Raw genomic sequence first — 17,517 nt, forward strand, 5'->3', positions numbered from 1 at the left:
ATGTTTGGGTTTACGTTATTGGTTAGGCTCAAAGACGAAGCTTTGCAGTTAGTTTTTAATCAAGACTTTTCTTCCTCGTATTTCGTAATTTACGCCGGTATAGGCAAGCATATTCATCAACTCAGATAGATTGACATTTCTGGAAACGCTTCCATTCAGTAATTTCTTGGATCGAACACCGGTATATTCCACTTCAATATCATACCATCTGGCCACTTGTTCCATAACGTGCTGAATACTAGCGTCCTTAAATATAAAGACGCCATTTTTCCAGGCAATTTCACTTTCTATGTCGGCATGATCAGTTATAGTAATGGTCTCATTGCGATGCAGTAATGCTTGTTGGCCCGGTTTTAACAACTTCGCCTGTGTCCCGCGCTTTATTTTAACTGCTCCGTTAATCAGGGTTGTTTTAACTACCGTTTCGTTATCGTAATCCAATAAATTAAAATCAGTGCCCAATACATGCACTTCTAAATGCTTACTAATCACTTTAAATGCCTTGTTTGAATGTTTAGCAATCTCAAAGTAAGCCTCACCACTTAATTCTACCTTGCGTTCATTGCCGTGGAACTGCGAAGGAAATCGTAAGGAACTTGCTGCGTTTAACCAGACTTTACTTCCATCGGGGAGCCGTATTTGGTATTGACCCCCTCTAGGTGTTGCTACGATATTCCAACGCTGTGTTGGCGTTTCATCATTTTTTATTGTACCGGCATCAATGATGAGTTCTCCGTCAGCTATTTTCTTTATAGATATACCTTTCTCATTGGCTAAAAGGCCGTTCGGTGAGTCGTTCAGTATAATGGTAGTTCCGTCTGCCATTCTTAAGGTGGCTTTGTTTCCTCCCGGTAAAATATCGCTTTCCTTACTTGGCGCAGTGTTTGTCGTTTGCAAATTCAGCGGTTTGTTTTTTTGCTGGAGAATAAAAAGTCCGAAAGCAAGTCCCGCTAAGACTGCCGCGGTAGCCGCAAGTTTGACATATAGGGACAGAGAATGACGCTTGGAGATCGGGCGCGCTACTTTCTTTCCTAATATTTGTTTGAGCATCTCTTCGCTTTTTAGCTTTTCTGCTAACAGGGGCGATACAAGAGTCTCCTCATAGATGGCCTGTAACACTTGATCGATCTCTTCTTTCGGAAGGGTATCTAACAGTAACAACAGTTCATCTAACTCCTCACGATGAATGCTTTTATTTAAAAAACGATTTAGCAAAAAATAAAATCTTTCTGAAACGCTGTTCATATTATTATAAATGGTTATGTCCCTTGCTAGCAAGCGAGACTATATAAAAGACAATAAAAAATAAAAAAAGGGGGTAGCGACTAGCGAAAAATTAAAACTTTATTTTAATGAGCAAAAAGAGGAGAAGGTAAATATGCTTTTTCAGGTAGCTGATAACCGTACTGGTTGCAAGTTTTAGGTAGCTTTTAACGGTCTCTTTAGAAATCCCCATTCGATCGGCTATCTCCGCGTATTTTAAGTGTTCATGCTTACTTAGCAAATAAACTCTTTGCTGTTGGGGAGGAAGCGTATCGATCGCCTGATCAAGCAAAAGATGATAGTTTGTTAATTCATCTTCGCTAAACAGCCTACTGTGTTCGTGTTTCCAGTGTTGGCGGACTGCTTTTTCTTTTACCGCCTGCTTTAGACAATTGAGGCTATGGTTCTTCGAAACAGTAAATAGATAGGCTTTAAAATTTTTAACAGCGGTTAATTGCGCTCGGTTTGTCCATATTTTGAGAAAGACATCCTGCACAATTTCCTCCGTAAGCTCATAGGAGTCTGTCAGCTTATAAACAAAGGTAGCTAGGTGTAAATGATATTGACGAAAAAGAAGCGAAAAGGCATGTTCATTGCCCTTTGATACTTGTAATATCAATTCTTTTTCCTCGAAAGCCACTAGGTCTGCGATTTGGTTTACTGCAAACAAAAATAGGCAATCAATGCAGAATTCCAAGCATTGACGATAATCATTGTCTAATAAATTAGAAAAGGAAGGATATTTTTAATTCTTGCAATTATTCTGAAGCGTTCTTTTTCAACCACTCAATCCGACGTTGATCAGGTAAATGCTTGACGGTAAAATCTTCGAACTTGGCCGTAAAACCATCGCCATCGGGACAAGCTGCCATCAAACCAACCTGCACAGGCCGATTGTCCTCTAAGGGAGCGTTGCGCAGCATAATATAGTTTTTGTCGTCGAAGGAGTAAAAAAATTCAATGGCATCCAAGCGTCTTATCGCTTTTATCCAAATGTGGGGCGGGATTTTTTCCAATTGTACCACACTCCAATCGCTTTTTCCGTGCGTTACTACCGCACTGACATTGAGTTTACCATCCACAAATTCGACCCCCGCCTTGATCCAGTTTTCATGGTCGGTTCGGATCATTAAACCCATTTGATCAAAGCGCGCCTGGTACTGGCCAATGAGTTTCACCTTCGCTTCGAATTCACCTCCATAGTTAGCATAATAAAAAGGTGCGTCATCTACGGTAAATCCGTAATGCGAAACTCGCCAATAATCACTTTTAGGGGTCACCTCCATCGTGAATTGTCGACCATCTATTTTCCATTCGGCGGGCTCATTAAACCAAGTCATTTTTTCGAGGGTCTGAGCTTTAGGTGCGAGCGGTAACAAACAGAATAAAGGTACAAGGGCGAATATTTTCATAATGATGCATTTGAGCACCAAAAATAGGAAAAGCCTTGGGGCAAAAAAATAAATTACTGCTTATTTTTTCCGTGTCGAAGAAGAAGCATTAGGCAGCTTGTTACCACCACAACCGTTGCCGCTTTTTTAATGACACCGTTTCGATCATGTTTCCAACGTGCTTTATACCCTTTCTCTGCAAAGATGTTTGGGATATGCCCACGGCGTAGGTCGTCAAACAAGCCCTCTATCACATCAATCCGGTCGGCCAACAATAAGGGTAACCAATGGCGGTATCGATTTTCGCTGTATCTGAAGGCAAAACGTCTAACGATTCCACTTAAACCTTTTGGAGGTAAGGTATTGCCAAATACAGCGCTAATAGTTGGCCTTTCGTTAGAGTGGAGGATTTCCACGTCCTTTACCTGTAGACTTGGGCGGTCCCAATGAGTACGAGCATGGTCGTCACCTGTATAGTTTTTTAGGGGGTAAGTAGGTTCGTTTTCAGGATCTGCGTCGATACCCCAACCTTTTATGTGTGAATAATCCTTTGTCTCTTTCATATTATATTTTTGCTTTGGGTGGTATGAGTACAGGTTTTATGCAATTGTCTAACTTAGATGAAAACATACGATAAGCGTCGGATACCTCTTCCAGTGGTAGCCGATGTGTGATAATGCCTTTGGGATTTAACCGCCCTGCCATAACATGATCTATAAGCTTAGGTAATACGCGTTTTACGGACGCTTGGTTAGCGCGAATGGTGATGCCTTTGTTTACTACGTTGCCGATGGGGATCAGATTGTCGGTAGGTCCGTATACGCCTACAATGGATACAATGCCTCCTTTTTTAACCGAATTGATTGCCCAATGAAGTGCCGTAGCCGAACCTGCTTGCAAGAGCAATTTTCTTCCAGTGATGGTTTGCATGGCATTACCGGCAGCGTCACCACCAACAGCATCAATACACACGTCAGCACCAAACCAATCGGTTGTTTTTTTAATGAAGAGAACCGGGTCATCCATCGAGCGAAAATTATAAGCCTCGCATTGTGCGTAATTTTTAACGAATTCCAGTCGATATTCCAAGTGGTCAATAACGATAACACGGCCGGCACCGAATAGCCAGGCGCATTTTGCCGTCATAATACCTATTGGCCCGGCTCCAAAAATAACTATTGTATCACCCTTTTTGATGCCTCCCATCTCGGCTGCCTGATAGGCGGTAGGCACCACATCGGCTAATAATACCGCATCGTCCGGATCCATCTCGGGAGGTATGCGGGTCGGTCCGACATTAGCGTAAGGGACACGGACGTACTCCGCTTGTCCACCATCGTAACCACCTGCTGTATGCGAATAACCGAAGATACCGCCAACAGCAGTTGCTTCAGGGTTTGATTCATGACAATTGCCATATAATTCCTGTTTACAAAAGGCACATTTACCGCAAGCTATATTGAAGGGTACAAGCACATGATCGCCAACCTGAATTTCGGTTACTTGCGATCCCACATCTTCTACAATGCCGATAAACTCGTGGCCAAAAGTACTGCCGACGCGTGTATCGGGTACTAGTCCATGATACAAGTGTAGATCAGAACCGCATATGCAGGAGCGAGTAACTCGAACAATAGCGTCCTCCGGATGTAGGATTTTTGGATATGGTTTTTCATCAATCCTGACTCTAAACGGTCCTCGGTAGTTCATTGCTAACATATAGTAACCATTAAGCTTTCAATTCTTAATGGGATAAACGTTGGAATGAGATGCAGGTTTTTTTTATTATGTAAATCCGTATTTATACGAATAAGTATAAATACGGATCGCGTAGGAAGAACTACGGTCTAAATTTTACTTTCAATGCATATCCGTTAGCTAAATCTGCAATCTTCATGGGTAAGGCTACCTTCAATCCCTCTTCCGTCTGGGAAAATGTGATTTTTCCAACACCAAGCACTTCCACCTCCTGTACAATGCCATTTGTCCTTTTAAGTGCTTTTATGAATATGTTTTTATTAGATGGGACTTTCAAGGCCATGGCATATACCGAACCGTTTTTTTGTGTAAACCAAAAATCGGTCGGGCTGATCTGTAGCGTGAAACCTTCTTTCTCCCGCTGTTCTGTATCGGTAATTTTATATTCCGCAGGGCCTTCATGGTTTATACGCCATGGTCTTGTGCCATAAATGGCTTCTTGATTCACCTGAAGCCATTTGCCAATCGATTGCAGATTGTTAATGACCATTTCGGGTACGGAACCATCGGCACGTGGACCGATGTTGAGCATATAATTCCCACCTTTGCTAACTATTTCCAGCAACCAATAAAGTAGCTCCTCTTTACTTTTCCAATCCTGATCATAGGACTTATAACCCCATGAATTATTGAAGGTTCCGACAGTTTCCCAGGGAATAGCGTATTGGTCCTTTTCTGTGGGGATCTTATTATCACCCGGAATAGCATAATCGCCCATCTGATTACCTATGCGTTCTGAAATAATAATCTTGGGATTAATATCATAAACTGTTTTATAGAATCGGAAACTTTGTTCGGGTTTCATTAAGCCCGGCATATCAAACCAGATGTAACGTATGTCTTTAAATTGGTAAAGTAATTCTTTGACTTGGGGTACCGATTTGTTGTCTAGGTATGACTGAAAAGTATTTGGACTGGGATCCCACAGGTTAGCACCAAAAGCGTCGGTTCGTTTTCCCTCTCTATCATTCATCGTTTTGGTTTCTTTATACTGCGCATCAGCACCATCGGCCCAATCAATGTTATGAGAATAGTAAACGCCGAAACGTAAACCGAATTTTCGACAGGCCTGGTTGAACTCTGCTATAATATCGCGATTAAATGGAGAGGCGTCAACAACATTGAATGGACTTGCTTTCGATTTGAACAACGCAAAGCCGTCATGATGCTTTGCGGTGATGACGATGTATTTCATCCCGGCGTCCTTTGCCATTTTAGCAATAGCATTGGCATCAAAAGTACTTGGGTTAAATTCGTCCGCCAATTTGGCGTATTGTTTTCGTGAAATCTTCGCGACAAGCTGAATCCACTCTGCAACGCTGGGACTTCCCATTTCTTCCATTTTTTTTCCTTCCCAAATTCCGCCGGGAATGGCGTACAACCCCCAATGAATGAACAGCCCGAATTTTAGGTCTTGAAATTCCTCCAAAGCAGTGGCCTTACTTCTATTCATTTCTCGCCAACGTTCCTTCATTGTCTGTTCAGACTGCGCAATGGCTGTCTGCGTGGCAACAGAGGTTATAACAGAAAATAAACTGATAAGCAAGTAGAATCGGATCGTCATGGTTTGAATAAGTGAATAAGTTAAGTGTGTGAATTCTTTTGGATGCGTAAAAGTGCTTCCAGAAAATAATAGTCGGCATATACTAAGGGTACATCAATCTCACCTCCATGAGGAATACTGCCTACGCTATGTTTTAGCAGAAAATAGCCATTTGTGCCGGCTTGAGCCATATACCTGTCCGTACTCAATGATTGCAGAATTTTCTTTGCAGTGCTGTAAAATAAGCGTTTATGCCTTTCTTCTATATAAGTACTGAGCTCAAGCAGTGCCGAGCTGGTAATTGCAGCCGCTGATGCATCCCTTGGAATTTCTTTAAACTTGGAGGCATCATAATCCCAGTTTGGCTGATAACCTGCTTGTCCGACATGGAAATCCCAATAGGGGATAAGGTCACTGGGCAAGTGTTGATGATTGATATAATATTCCGCCATTTTGATGGCGGAATGGAGAAATTTCGTGTCTTTAGTTTCCCGATACATAACCGTAAAACCATAAAGTCCCCAAGCTTGTCCTCTTGACCAAGCCGAATTGTCGGCATAACCCTGAGCCGTTTCTCTACTCAGTACCACTCCCGTTAAAGGATCATAGTTGACCACGTGATAAGAACTATAATCTGGACGATAGTGGTTTTTTAGCGTTGTTTCAGCATGTTTTATGGCAATGGTTCTGAAAGAGCTATCGCCTGAAAGCTGTGATGCCAGAAAAAGCAGCTCCAGGTTCATCATATTATCAATAATTACCGGAAATTGATAAACCGATTGGCCATCCCACGAACTAAAACTGTTCCACGATTGGATGGCACCGACTTTTGAATTGTAGCGACTAACAAGCGATTTGGCACTTTGAATCAGTATTTTCTTATAGCACGTGTCGCCGGTTAGCCGGTATGCATTGCCATAGCTAGAATTCATCATAAATCCGATGTCATGATGATCTGTATTGTATTGATTTGCTTCTAATGAATGGGTCCATTTTTGAGCGGCTGCTTTCCACTTATTGTCTTTGGTATACTCATATAGATACCACAGACACCCTGGCCAGAAACCACCGGTCCAATCATGGATATCAGTATAGCTAGTTTTTCCGTTGGCATCGGTCGATCGTGGATAGCGACTTAGATCGGTTGCAGTGGATAACAGGAGGGTGTATTGTCGCGCTGCCCGATCGAAACTTCGTTGGACAATATCTTGCCTGTCATGGTTAAATGAAACCAGTAGCAAAGTCAATAATAAGGTGTATGGGAATAAAAACTTTTTCATCTTTAATAATTTACGGCATGCTGATTTAATCAATCCAACCTGGGTTCTGTTTCAAGTTGGGATTCATTTGGATTTCATTTGATGGTATGGGCCAGGTATACAGATGATCACCTTTATAGCTATAATCGCTGACATTGGCACCCCAAATCTGCTTTCGACCATTTCCGACCTGGAAAACCTTTTCTTTCCAAGTAGCCCATCGTAATTCATCGAAATAGTTAATACCTTCATTAGGAAATTCCACTCTTCGTTCATTGCGAATACGCTCGCGCAAGTCTTCTTGTCCTGTCACGGTAGTGGCTGTATTTGAATTTAACAAGGCAACACCCGCCCGCGCCCGTACTTCATTCACTTTTTCGACTGCCTCTGATAGCAGCCCTTGTTCGTTGAGGGCCTCGGCCCACATCAATAGCACATCTGCGTACCGCAGAATAGGAAAATCGATCGGCCCAAAATTCCGGTCTACTAGTTCAGTAACCCCTTCGGCTACAAACTTTCTATAAAAGTAAAAGAAATTGATCTGTGTGTCGCTTTGAATATCACCATCGATTGGCGCTTGCGCCCTAAAGGGCCAACGCATATGTTGTATACTTTCCACATTAGTAAAATTATAGGCACCGCGGAAGGTTGCATAAGGAGTAACTATATTCGCCTGCAAACGGGGATCACGGTTATCATAGGCTGCCTTAATGCGTTCTTCGTTACCCTGTGGTAGATAAAGCTCCATTTTTGCACCACGTAATGCAGCAGCGGCTTTTTCACTTTCGGTTAGGTTATTGCGTAAGAAAAACACCTCCCTTTCATTAACGGAAAGTTTTGTGTAGCCGGGAATAACCGCGTCCCAGCTGAATTTCGATCCATCCCTGTTTTCATAAAGATCCACGAGATGCGGAGAGGGCATATAATAGTTCCAACCGCGAGTGTAAGCGGAGGGCCATCCGCAGAATAGCTGGAAATTGTTTCCGTAACCAAATTCACTACGATTTTGAATTGAAAATATCATCTCTGACGACTGTTCATTGGCTTCCTTAAACAGAGCTTTGTAGTCAGCGAATAAAGTATGTCCGGCGTCCTTCACTTTTTGGAAATCTGCAGCGGCCAATGCCCAATCGGTCTTGTATAGATAAATCTTTCCACGCAAGGCGTAGGCCGCTGCCTTGGTGACGTGTCCATAGTTTCCATCTCCGGTAGCGTATCGTTCCGGTAGTTGTGGTTCATTAATACAGTCGCTAAGATCAGCTAAAACCTGATCCCATACCTCTTCTTCGGTATTTCTTGGCTTAACCGCTTCTGTTGCCGTGAAAGGTTCCAAATAGATAGGCACCCCCTTATATACTTGATTTAATCGGAAATAGAAGTAGGCCCTCAAAAATTTACATTCAGCAATATACCTTGCCTTCTTTTCCGTACTAGATGGTGACTTCTGCGGAATGTTCTTTATGCCATCATTGGCCCGTTGGATGCCTTCATACATCATCTGCCAGATATTTAAGAACAAAGGATCGCCGGCAGTAATCGTACCTGTTAACAAGGGCTCATCCCAACGTCCTTGTCCTGTAAATGAGAATCTGTCCATCTGATACAGTTCATAGGGCGAAACGAGTCCGCTATGCCCCATTTTTAATCGTAACGCATTATAGACGCCGGCGACACCTAAATCGGTTAGGTTATCCGTAGTCCACATCGTGGTGCTGGAAACAGAAGAATAGGGGGAAGTATCCAATAGGTCTTTTTTGCAACTACAAAGAGCGCTAATCATTAATATCGCGAATATTTTTTTCATGATCATCTGAGTTTAAAAGGTTAGATTTATGCCTAATGAATATTGACGCATGGTGGGGTAATTTGAGTCGGGCCCAACTTCAGGATCCAAACCCGGAAATTTGGTGAACGTTAACAAATTCTCGCCAGCTAAGTAAACCCGAAGCTTGGAGATGGAAAATCGGTTAGCAAAATTACTCTGTATGGTATAACCGATCTGTAAATTTCTAAGTTTGACAAAGGATGCATCATAGAAATAGAAATTACTGGTTCGGCCGTTTTGTGCATCGGTGACTCCCTTTAGGCGCGGATAATGTCCTTGGATATTGTTAGCCGGATCATTGGGATTTGTTTCGTTGTAATAGTAATGATTGTCAGCCACTAAAAGTGGAACTGATTTACCTTGTGCAACGATCGATTGGTTTAAATAAATCGTATTCCAATAATAGGACATTCCCGTGGCCGCCGACCAAATCATAGAAAAGTCGAATCCTTTATAAGCCATGTTAACGCTTAAACCGAAGTTGTAAGCGGGTGTGGCACGTTTGTTCATAAACTGTTGATCGTAGACATTGCCGTATATACCATCACCATTTAAATCCGCATAGATCAGATCGCCATACCAGATCTTAGTAGGATCAATACCATCTGCCGGCTGGAAGCTGTAACCGGCCGCAACCATCTGCTTTAACCATTCCATGTCCTCCGGTGTGCGGATCATGCCATCATGCGGTCCACCGTTTATGTTGACAGAACCGTCGGCCAAAAAATGGTCACCCGTACCTTGATAGATATTGTACAGGTAAAACTCGTTAATAGCATGCCCCTCCAAAATTCGTGTGTTGCTTCCATTTGAAACCTGGCCAATGTTGGATTGATAAACACGGTTTCCCGTGGCATCAGTTATGAAGCCCTCCTGCAAGCGTCCTTTGTATTTTTCAACCCGATTGGTGTTGTATGCAAAATTGCCGGAAATTGAATATTGGAAATCGTTAGCTTTTCCCTGATATCCCAAGCTCAATTCGACCCCCTTTTTGCTTACCTCAGCAATATTCATTGTCGCCGCTGCCGCAGTGCCGGTAGTTGCGGGAATATTTGGAACAAAGAGGATTCCGTCCGTATACCCCCGGTAAAAATCAACTTCGAAATTAAGCTTCCCTTTCCACGTGATACCGGAGATGCCAAGATTGGTTGTCGTGGTTGTTTCCCAATGGAGTAAATCGTTACCAAGTTTCGTCTGCGCCAAGCCTCGTACCGCTTGATTGTTAAAAGAATAGGGAACGGTACCATATGTCGGCAAATGGTCATAATTGCCGGAAGCATTATTGCCGGTTCGGCCCCAAGAGGCGCGAATGCGAAGATCATCGATAAAGGATTTAATAGACGACATAAAGCGCTCTTCGGAAATCCGCCAACCAGCAGAAAATGCAGGGAACAAGCCCCAGCGACGCGCGGCTCCAAAGCGCGACGAGCCGTCATAGCGTATGACTACTTCTCCAAGATAGCGCTGGTTAAAAGCATAATTGAGACGACCGAATACCGATCGCAAACCATAATCTGTTTCATCTCCGTTAATGCCAGTCATGGTTGTACCTGAATTTAATGTCGTTAAATCAGGATGTATCAAGCCTAATTTAGCAGCATCAAAATTATATTGGTTATAATATTGCTCGTTGTAACCCAATATCGCACCAAAGTCGTGTTTTCCAAGGGTGTTGTTGTAACGTAAAACGTTATCGATTATCACATTATAGCTTTTGTACAAAGAATATCGGGTTGTCATTTGTGCTGGAGTTTGTGCAGCTGTACTTAGCTGATTGGTTGCAAAATTCCATTTCTCATAGGGGATAGGATGGGTGTTATTCTCTGTATACGAATTGTCGTAGTGAACTTTTGTTTCAAATGTTAAGCCTTTTACCAAGTCCAATTTTGCAAAGATTGTGCTATTAATGCGGTTCACCTGGTTTTTTCCCCCTTGGCTGTTTAAGAAGGCTAATGCATTGTTGGCCGTTGCCGACTCCTCGGCTGCGGCAGGGAATCCATAAACACCGCGGTAGCTAGGGTATACACCTGGAACCGTTTGCGTTAAGTAAGAATATGCCGTTGCAACGTCAACGACACTGGTATTCTGGATGTCACCGAAAGTTTGGGTGCCCACCGTCAGAAATTTGGCTACTTTAGCTTGGAGGTTAACGCGCAGCCGAATATTGTCGGCGCTGGTTAAGGGCATTGTTCCGGGATTATCAAAATAACCAACGGAGAAAAGATATTGCGTGTTTTCTGTTCCACCGTTCAAAGCAAGGTTATGATTTTGCAATAACTTCCGTTCTCCGAAAAGTTCTTTTCCCCAATTTGTATTAGGATAAGCGACATAATTGGGAATACCGTGTTCGGTTAAACCATTCGGATCTTTCGCCGCTGTCTCCCATTTATCGATTGTTGCGTCCGTATATATAGCAGCTTGTCCAAGATTCATAAAACCTTCATTTACCAGTCGCATATGCCTGGTGTAGTCAGTGACAAATTCGGGCACATTGTTAGGCCTAAGCAAGGAAGTCATGCCGGTATAGGATACGCTTGTTTTTCCCTTTGTGCCCTTCTTGGTTGTAATCAAAATAACACCATTTGAACCTAGCGATCCATAAATAGCTGCGCTCGCCGCATCCTTTAAAACGGAAATTGCCTCCACATCATTTGGGTTGACGGCATCCATAGAACCTACAATACCATCAATAACCACTAAAGGGGAGGTGCCGTTTAAGGTTCCTGTTCCACGTACTAAAATGTTGGACCCATCCGCTCCGGGTTTTCCGGTGCTCGCTTGCACATTGACCCCTGCTGCAAGGCCCGCCAAAGAAGAAGATAAAGTGGAAGTAGAACGGTTCTCTATAGATGACGCATTAATCGTAGCAACAGACCCAATGACATTCTCCTTTTTTTGCGTTCCATAGCCAACGACAACTACTTCATTCAAATCATTGATCAAAGGTTTCATTGAAACCTGTAATGTGTGCTTGCCATTTAGATTGATCTCTTGGCTTTCATATCCTAAAAATTGAATCAGGATAACCCCTGTGTGAAGGTTGATTTTGCATTGGAAATGGCCTTCGTCATCGGTTGTAATTGTTTCGCCACTGCTTTTGTTTTTTATCGTGACACCTGCTAAGGGTTTGTCCCGTTCGTCTACTACAATTCCTGTCAGTAATTCTTCTTGTTGTGATATAACGGATACTTTTCTTTGCAACAGGATTGTCTTACCGCGGATATTATAGTCTAACGACTGATCGGAAAAACAGGCGTCGAGTACTTCTCTGATATCTTTGTTTCGCATATCTACCGTAATAGGTCGCAACTCTTGTGCAACACGATTATTATAGAGAAAATCGTAATCTGCCTGTTGCCTGATCTTTGCGACGATCTCTTTTAGTGTTGCATTTTTAGCCTTAAGGGTGATTTTCTGTGCAAAGCTGGATGCATGCACCTGCAACATGGTTAGTACAACTAGCAATGCGGTCAGTTTCATTTTTAACAAGATGTGACGGAAACAATACGGTATCGTACCGAATGACGTTTCGATAAAATTTTTATACATTTGATTGTTGGGTTTAAAATTGTTTAGAAGCAATGAATTTATTTACCTAACTGTAGCCTGTGCTACTGAGCCGGAAATGCGCCAACATTTCCGGTTTCTTTTTTCTCCTTTCTTTATTTGGTAACGTTGACGTATTTCATTATTTGTACTCGTTGTTATCCATCACAATAAGCTTTCTTCCCTGAAGTTTAAACCGAATGTTGCCGAGTGTCGTCAAATCACGGAGAATATCTTGTAGGTTGGCATTGCGAGAAAAGGTCCCTCCGTAACGATCGGTGTTGTCAGTTTGTTGATAGCTTACTTCCACATCATACCAACGTTCAATTACGGGCATAATTTGTTGGATACTTTGATTATCAAATATAAAGTAGCCGTTTTTCCAAGAAATAATATCTGCTGGATTTACTGTACGTAACTGCATATTTCCGCGATTCTTTTGGACGACTGCTTGCTGGTTTGGATATAGTTGTTTAGTGTTTGCTGATGTAGGTTCTTTCACCACTATACTCCCAGATAGCAAGGTAGTTTGGACAAGGGACTCTTCTGGGTACGCTTTAATATTGAAACTGGTGCCCAGCACTTGCACGATGCTGCCCTCACTTCGGACAACGAAAGGCTGTTGAGTCCGTTTAGCAACTTCGAAATAGGCCTCGCCCGCTAGTGTGATAACTCTTTCTTTCAGATTGGCGAATGAACTGGGAAAACTGAGCGTTGAACCAGCATTAAGCCACACCTTCGTACCATCTGCTAATTCCAATTGATATTCACCACCTTTTGGGACATGAAGTGTGTTAATTATATTTGCATCTTGCTTTGTCTTTTGGTCCTTTGCTTTATATACTACACGCCCTTCGTCTTTTGTAATCAAGGCTTCCTCGTTGGCTATTGTACCGTTTTGGGTGTCGTCTAATTGAATGGTGCTACCGTCGGCAAGTGTCAGAGTTGCCTTATTTTTTCCAGGAACTATAGGAGATTCACTTGCTTTCGCTATATGCCGCGTTGATTGTTTCATTGGTTTTAAAAGATGGATATAAGAACCGATTAGTAAAACACCGACAATGGCGGCTGCCGCATAGTACCACAATTTCTTAACCGTTCGCGTGTTTCCTGAAGATGAAAGTGCGGTGGTTTCTTTAATACGTTCGAAAATGGATTCTTTTATGTCGTTCTCAATACCGAACTTTTCATCCCATGGCTTATCGTCTAGCCGAAACTCCTGCCAATACTCTCGTAAACGTTGCTTTTCCTCGGCGCTACACAGTCCTTGGGTATATTTTTTATAGAGTGCAATAAAATCTTCCCGATTCATAAGATTAACTGGTTATTATGGTAGTGACAAAAAATTAAAGACACACACATAAAAATTTTATTTTTTTTCGAGAATGTGTTTTATTTGCAGAAACCAATTATGTCAAGCAGCAAACTAACCGACCTTGAATTATGGCTCGCGGTAAAGCGAAGCGATCAACGAGCATTTAGTTTTTTGTACGATCGATATTGGTCAAAAATCTATACGACTTCTTATAGGTATCTGCGCGATAAAGAATTAGCTGCAAATGTAGTACACGATGTGTTTACTTCGCTTTGGTTACGAAGAGACGCGTTGATGATCCAATCATTTGAAGCGTACGTAACGAGAGCTACCAAATACATTATCTTCCGGAATTTGTCCCAGCTTCGAAAAAATTTAATGGAATATGAGGACGATTTAGAACGAAAGTTGAAAGATGATACAACTAACAGGGGAGAAGAAAGGCTAGTACAAGACGAATCGATGCAACTTGTTCAATATTACTTATCGGCACTACCCGCTCGATGTCAGGAGATCTTTTCGATGAGCCGATTTGACCAGTTGTCTAATGAGGAGATTGCCCAACAGCTCGGAATTTCAAAAAGAACGGTAGAAAATCAACTCACCTATGCTTTGAAACATTTAAGAATGCATTTAAAAGAATTAAGTATTATCTGCTTGTTTTTGTTGGTATCTTAATACAGCTTGTTCATTTATTCGTTATGAAGTGTGAGAATTTTTTAAATGTTGACGGAATTCATTCCATGCTTGCTGATAAGCTTTGCCACCACCCCGAGTGCTTCTCATATAGCTATTTCCTATTTGAACACTTACTAGGAGAAAAAGAAGAACAATTGCTAGTATAATGGTCACCGGTAGTATATGACTAAACATCCAACTAAATACCTGCTTTTGAATAAAATACTCAGGAAAGAGAAGGTTTGTCAAGTATATTCCCCCGATAACGAGACCTATCAACAGGGCTATGGATACCGTGATTGATTTCCACAGCTTGCCTTTTTTCAGAACGGCTGAATAGCTATTCGTATGACTCCATTTTTCCAGCTCAACCAATTGTTCATCTAAATTATCTTCAATTTTTTTTACCGGAATTTGATGTTGATCAATCCATTGATGACAATAAAGTAATTGTTCTTTGAGGTGCGCCACTTGCTGTAGCGAACTTCCTAAACTATGTAAAAAACCCATAATCTCAATTCTCAAATTTAATAACCCGTCCTATAGTATAGTTAGCTCTTTGCATGTCTTTTGGGTAAGCAATAAGCACATCTTCTTGTACAATTTCTTCCATTAGATGTTTAATAACGCGCTCTTGGCTAGCTCCGAAATTCCCGATTGATAGTTCATTTTGCCTATTATCCATATTATCTTCTACTAGGGTGTTACTTCTGACAATAAAGATGGAATCACCTTCAATCTTCATGACCTTAACCAATCCGATTCCATTTATACTTTGCTCATCTGCGGTATTAATAAAAGATACACGTAAAATATCTCCCTGTTTTAACTGCCTTAAACGATTGTACAACGTTTCTTTCCGAGTGGCAGCTTCCGCTGATTTTTTTGCATTTATCTTTGGCATTACAACCGATAGGACAGCAATAGCGATTAAGAAAATGATTGTATTTCTGAAGAAGCCAATTTGAAAAGGGACAGCCTCCTTTAGTACTTCAGCCTCCTTTTTTATAAGGTCACTCCAATCTGCTTTTAGAATTTCCTTTCCTTGAATCGTATAAAGCCGACTTTTCTTAACACTCGCTGGGAACCAAGGTCCCAACCAAGAGATATAATGTTGGCTAATTGCCAATACGAAGGACTCTTCAACTTGCGCGTTCTTGAGCTTTCCCTGAATGTTTTTTTGGATAAGTTGTTTTTCGTTAATGGAGTAAATAAAAATCATGTGTGAAAATTTGTAATAGGTAAGGCTGTTGTCAAAAATTAAGCCATGGTTCATTTAATGGTGTTCTTTCCGTACTAATGTTGTTGTAAATTTTTGGGAGACAGGGCTTAGCTAGCATTGTTTTATAATTTCTTGTCACTGACAAGTGGCATGACAAATGGTCGTATTTTTTCTTTCGCACTATTTTGTGAGCGATGCTTGCATTTCCAGTGTGGAAGCTGTTTTTATATTGACTCACTATATATATAGCAAACTTTCTTTTGTAATCGTTTGTTATACAGCAAAACCAATAGCTTTCTCAGAAGTATGTAGGATGGGAAAGTAATATTTAAATTATGAAAATGTCTGATGCATTTTGCACACGAGTTAAGTGGTATCACTTGTTTTCTCATCAAGTCTATTGAAATGGAAGTTAATCTAGATAGAAAATTGATCGATGAACTTATTGTCAAAGGGTATACTGTATTGGTTTCTTCAATGCACTCAACTGGGAATTATTGCCTATTGACGCCAAAAAAGTGGGACTTGGAGGCAATTAACAGTAATCAATTTGCTGCCTTGGGAGAAGAAGAGATTATTTTGCTGGATGACCTGCTACTTTTTAATTGTGATGAATTTAATGGTTATAAGGTAGTTAACTAAATAGCACCCATCGAAAACTACAGGTGAAACAATTAAAATGGTCTCTATGTTTTATAGTAAACTATTTACCCATGGATTCCTTTGATATTACGGTGGCCGGCAAGGTCTATCTGATAAAACCCGCACTTAACAGTTCGGAGCTGTCTTTCACAACCGATGTCGATAATAGTGAAGTACTATTCAAGGACAGTGGGGATGGCATTATTGCTATTACAACCAATGCGGATATTGAAGTAAAGCTTTTGGAGAAGATTGCCAAAGAGATAGAAAAACAGATAAGCTAAGCCTACTAAAAAATCCCTCAACAGGCGATGAGGGATTTTACAACTATGCTACTAAAACGAGACGAAAAACACTCGTCTATTTAATAACAGATCCTATAGCTCATTGTTCTGAGAAACATAAATAACTACGAAGTTGTTGAATTTCAAATTTGTATTGACTTGTTAAAAAAAAACAAATAATATGTCCAATCGCGAATACTCAATTGTCATAGGGGTATAAAAACAAAATATATCATGGAACAGAGAATTAATTTTCAGACTAAAGGACAGAATGCATTAAAGGCTTTATTCGGTGTTGGTGCCTATTTGAAAAAATCGTCAATTGAAAAAAATCTTCAAGAATTAGTACATTTTAGAATATCACAGATAAATAAATGTGCCTATTGCTTGGATATGCATTCCAAGGAACTTCGAGCCGCAGGCGAAACAGAGCAGCGTCTGTATGGTTTAAGTGCATGGCGAGAAACACCTTATTTTTCTGCACGCGAAAGGGCTGCTTTGGCTTGGGCAGAAGCGGTCAATCATTGCGATGTGCCTGATAACATCTACCAAGAGGCAAAGGCCCATTTTTCTGATGAGGAGCTTGTGGACTTAACTTTAACCGTTGGCGCAATCAATGTATGGAATCGACTTAATATTGCTTTTCATACGGTGCCTGGTGACTATAAAGTAGGTCAATTTGGATAAGCGGTTTTTTAGACGCGGTTTCTAAAAAGGTTGCCCGGAAGGAAGGGCAACCTTTATTGTATCGTAGAAAGTAGGGAAATGAAGCGATTAATCGACCAATGTTT

General features: G+C 41.3%; 16 protein-coding genes. 4 read left to right on the forward strand and 12 right to left on the reverse strand.

What is annotated here, in order from left to right:
• Positions 1 to 48: 48 nt before the first annotated feature.
• The 10 genes from M1D52_RS08025 to M1D52_RS08070 all read right to left on the reverse strand — a co-directional run bounded on the left by M1D52_RS08025 (position 49) and on the right by M1D52_RS08070 (position 13,897).
• On the reverse strand, positions 49 to 1,245 hold the full coding sequence (locus M1D52_RS08025) for a FecR family protein (RefSeq protein ID WP_437365648.1): 1,197 nt from the start codon (positions 1,243 to 1,245) through the stop codon (positions 49 to 51).
• Between the two features lie 91 nt (positions 1,246 to 1,336).
• The gene (locus M1D52_RS08030) at positions 1,337 to 1,903 is read right to left on the reverse strand and encodes an RNA polymerase sigma factor (RefSeq protein WP_437365650.1); all 567 of its coding nucleotides are present in this window, start codon (positions 1,901 to 1,903) and stop codon (positions 1,337 to 1,339) included.
• A 118-nt stretch (positions 1,904 to 2,021) separates the two neighbouring features.
• A complete protein-coding gene (locus M1D52_RS08035) occupies positions 2,022 to 2,675 on the reverse strand; it encodes a DUF1349 domain-containing protein (protein ID WP_437365652.1) in 654 nt (217 codons plus the stop codon).
• Positions 2,676 to 2,728: 53 nt separating this feature from the next.
• Complete coding sequence (locus M1D52_RS08040; RefSeq protein ID WP_437392159.1) at positions 2,729 to 3,217, reverse strand: hypothetical protein; 489 nt, start codon at positions 3,215 to 3,217, stop codon at positions 2,729 to 2,731.
• Between the two features lies 1 nt (position 3,218).
• Positions 3,219 to 4,373, reverse strand: coding sequence for a zinc-dependent alcohol dehydrogenase (locus tag M1D52_RS08045; protein WP_437392160.1), 1,155 nt, complete (start codon positions 4,371 to 4,373; stop codon positions 3,219 to 3,221).
• A 121-nt stretch (positions 4,374 to 4,494) separates the two neighbouring features.
• Positions 4,495 to 5,976, reverse strand: coding sequence for an alpha-L-fucosidase (locus tag M1D52_RS08050; RefSeq protein WP_437392161.1), 1,482 nt, complete (start codon positions 5,974 to 5,976; stop codon positions 4,495 to 4,497).
• Positions 5,977 to 5,996: 20 nt separating this feature from the next.
• Positions 5,997 to 7,235 (reverse strand): glycoside hydrolase family 88 protein, encoded by a 1,239-nt coding sequence (locus tag M1D52_RS08055; protein WP_437392163.1) that lies wholly within the window; start codon positions 7,233 to 7,235, stop codon positions 5,997 to 5,999.
• Between the two features lie 25 nt (positions 7,236 to 7,260).
• Positions 7,261 to 9,018: a RagB/SusD family nutrient uptake outer membrane protein gene (locus M1D52_RS08060; RefSeq protein WP_437365662.1), complete on the reverse strand. Its 1,758-nt coding sequence runs from the start codon at positions 9,016 to 9,018 to the stop codon at positions 7,261 to 7,263.
• Positions 9,019 to 9,030: 12 nt separating this feature from the next.
• Positions 9,031 to 12,519, reverse strand: a complete 3,489-nt coding sequence (locus M1D52_RS08065; protein ID WP_437392165.1) for a SusC/RagA family TonB-linked outer membrane protein — start codon at positions 12,517 to 12,519, stop codon at positions 9,031 to 9,033.
• Positions 12,520 to 12,727: 208 nt separating this feature from the next.
• On the reverse strand, positions 12,728 to 13,897 hold the full coding sequence (locus M1D52_RS08070; RefSeq protein WP_437392167.1) for a FecR family protein: 1,170 nt from the start codon (positions 13,895 to 13,897) through the stop codon (positions 12,728 to 12,730).
• Between the two features lie 99 nt (positions 13,898 to 13,996).
• On the opposite strand from M1D52_RS08070, the gene M1D52_RS08075 reads away from it, so the two are divergent.
• The gene (locus M1D52_RS08075) at positions 13,997 to 14,578 is read left to right on the forward strand and encodes an RNA polymerase sigma factor (RefSeq protein WP_437392169.1); all 582 of its coding nucleotides are present in this window, start codon (positions 13,997 to 13,999) and stop codon (positions 14,576 to 14,578) included.
• A gap of 21 nt (positions 14,579 to 14,599) precedes the next feature.
• Here the strand turns inward: M1D52_RS08075 and M1D52_RS08080 are convergent, their stop codons facing one another.
• Together M1D52_RS08080 and M1D52_RS08085 are read right to left on the reverse strand one after the other, a co-directional pair.
• Positions 14,600 to 15,088: a DUF6097 family protein gene (locus M1D52_RS08080; protein ID WP_013667910.1), complete on the reverse strand. Its 489-nt coding sequence runs from the start codon at positions 15,086 to 15,088 to the stop codon at positions 14,600 to 14,602.
• A 4-nt stretch (positions 15,089 to 15,092) separates the two neighbouring features.
• Positions 15,093 to 15,800, reverse strand: a complete 708-nt coding sequence (locus tag M1D52_RS08085; protein WP_437392170.1) for a hypothetical protein — start codon at positions 15,798 to 15,800, stop codon at positions 15,093 to 15,095.
• 348 nt (positions 15,801 to 16,148) lie between these two features.
• Here M1D52_RS08085 and M1D52_RS08090 point away from each other — a divergent pair, with 348 nt between their 5' ends.
• From M1D52_RS08090 to M1D52_RS08100, 3 genes are all read left to right on the forward strand, one after another.
• Positions 16,149 to 16,442: a hypothetical protein gene (locus M1D52_RS08090; RefSeq protein ID WP_013667908.1), complete on the forward strand. Its 294-nt coding sequence runs from the start codon at positions 16,149 to 16,151 to the stop codon at positions 16,440 to 16,442.
• 71 nt (positions 16,443 to 16,513) lie between these two features.
• A complete protein-coding gene (locus M1D52_RS08095) occupies positions 16,514 to 16,726 on the forward strand; it encodes a hypothetical protein (RefSeq protein WP_013667907.1) in 213 nt (70 codons plus the stop codon).
• Between the two features lie 234 nt (positions 16,727 to 16,960).
• The gene (locus M1D52_RS08100) at positions 16,961 to 17,413 is read left to right on the forward strand and encodes a carboxymuconolactone decarboxylase family protein (protein ID WP_377611095.1); all 453 of its coding nucleotides are present in this window, start codon (positions 16,961 to 16,963) and stop codon (positions 17,411 to 17,413) included.
• The last annotated feature ends 104 nt before the right edge of the window (positions 17,414 to 17,517 follow it).

It is taken from the genome of Olivibacter sp. SA151 (genome assembly GCF_054130995.1).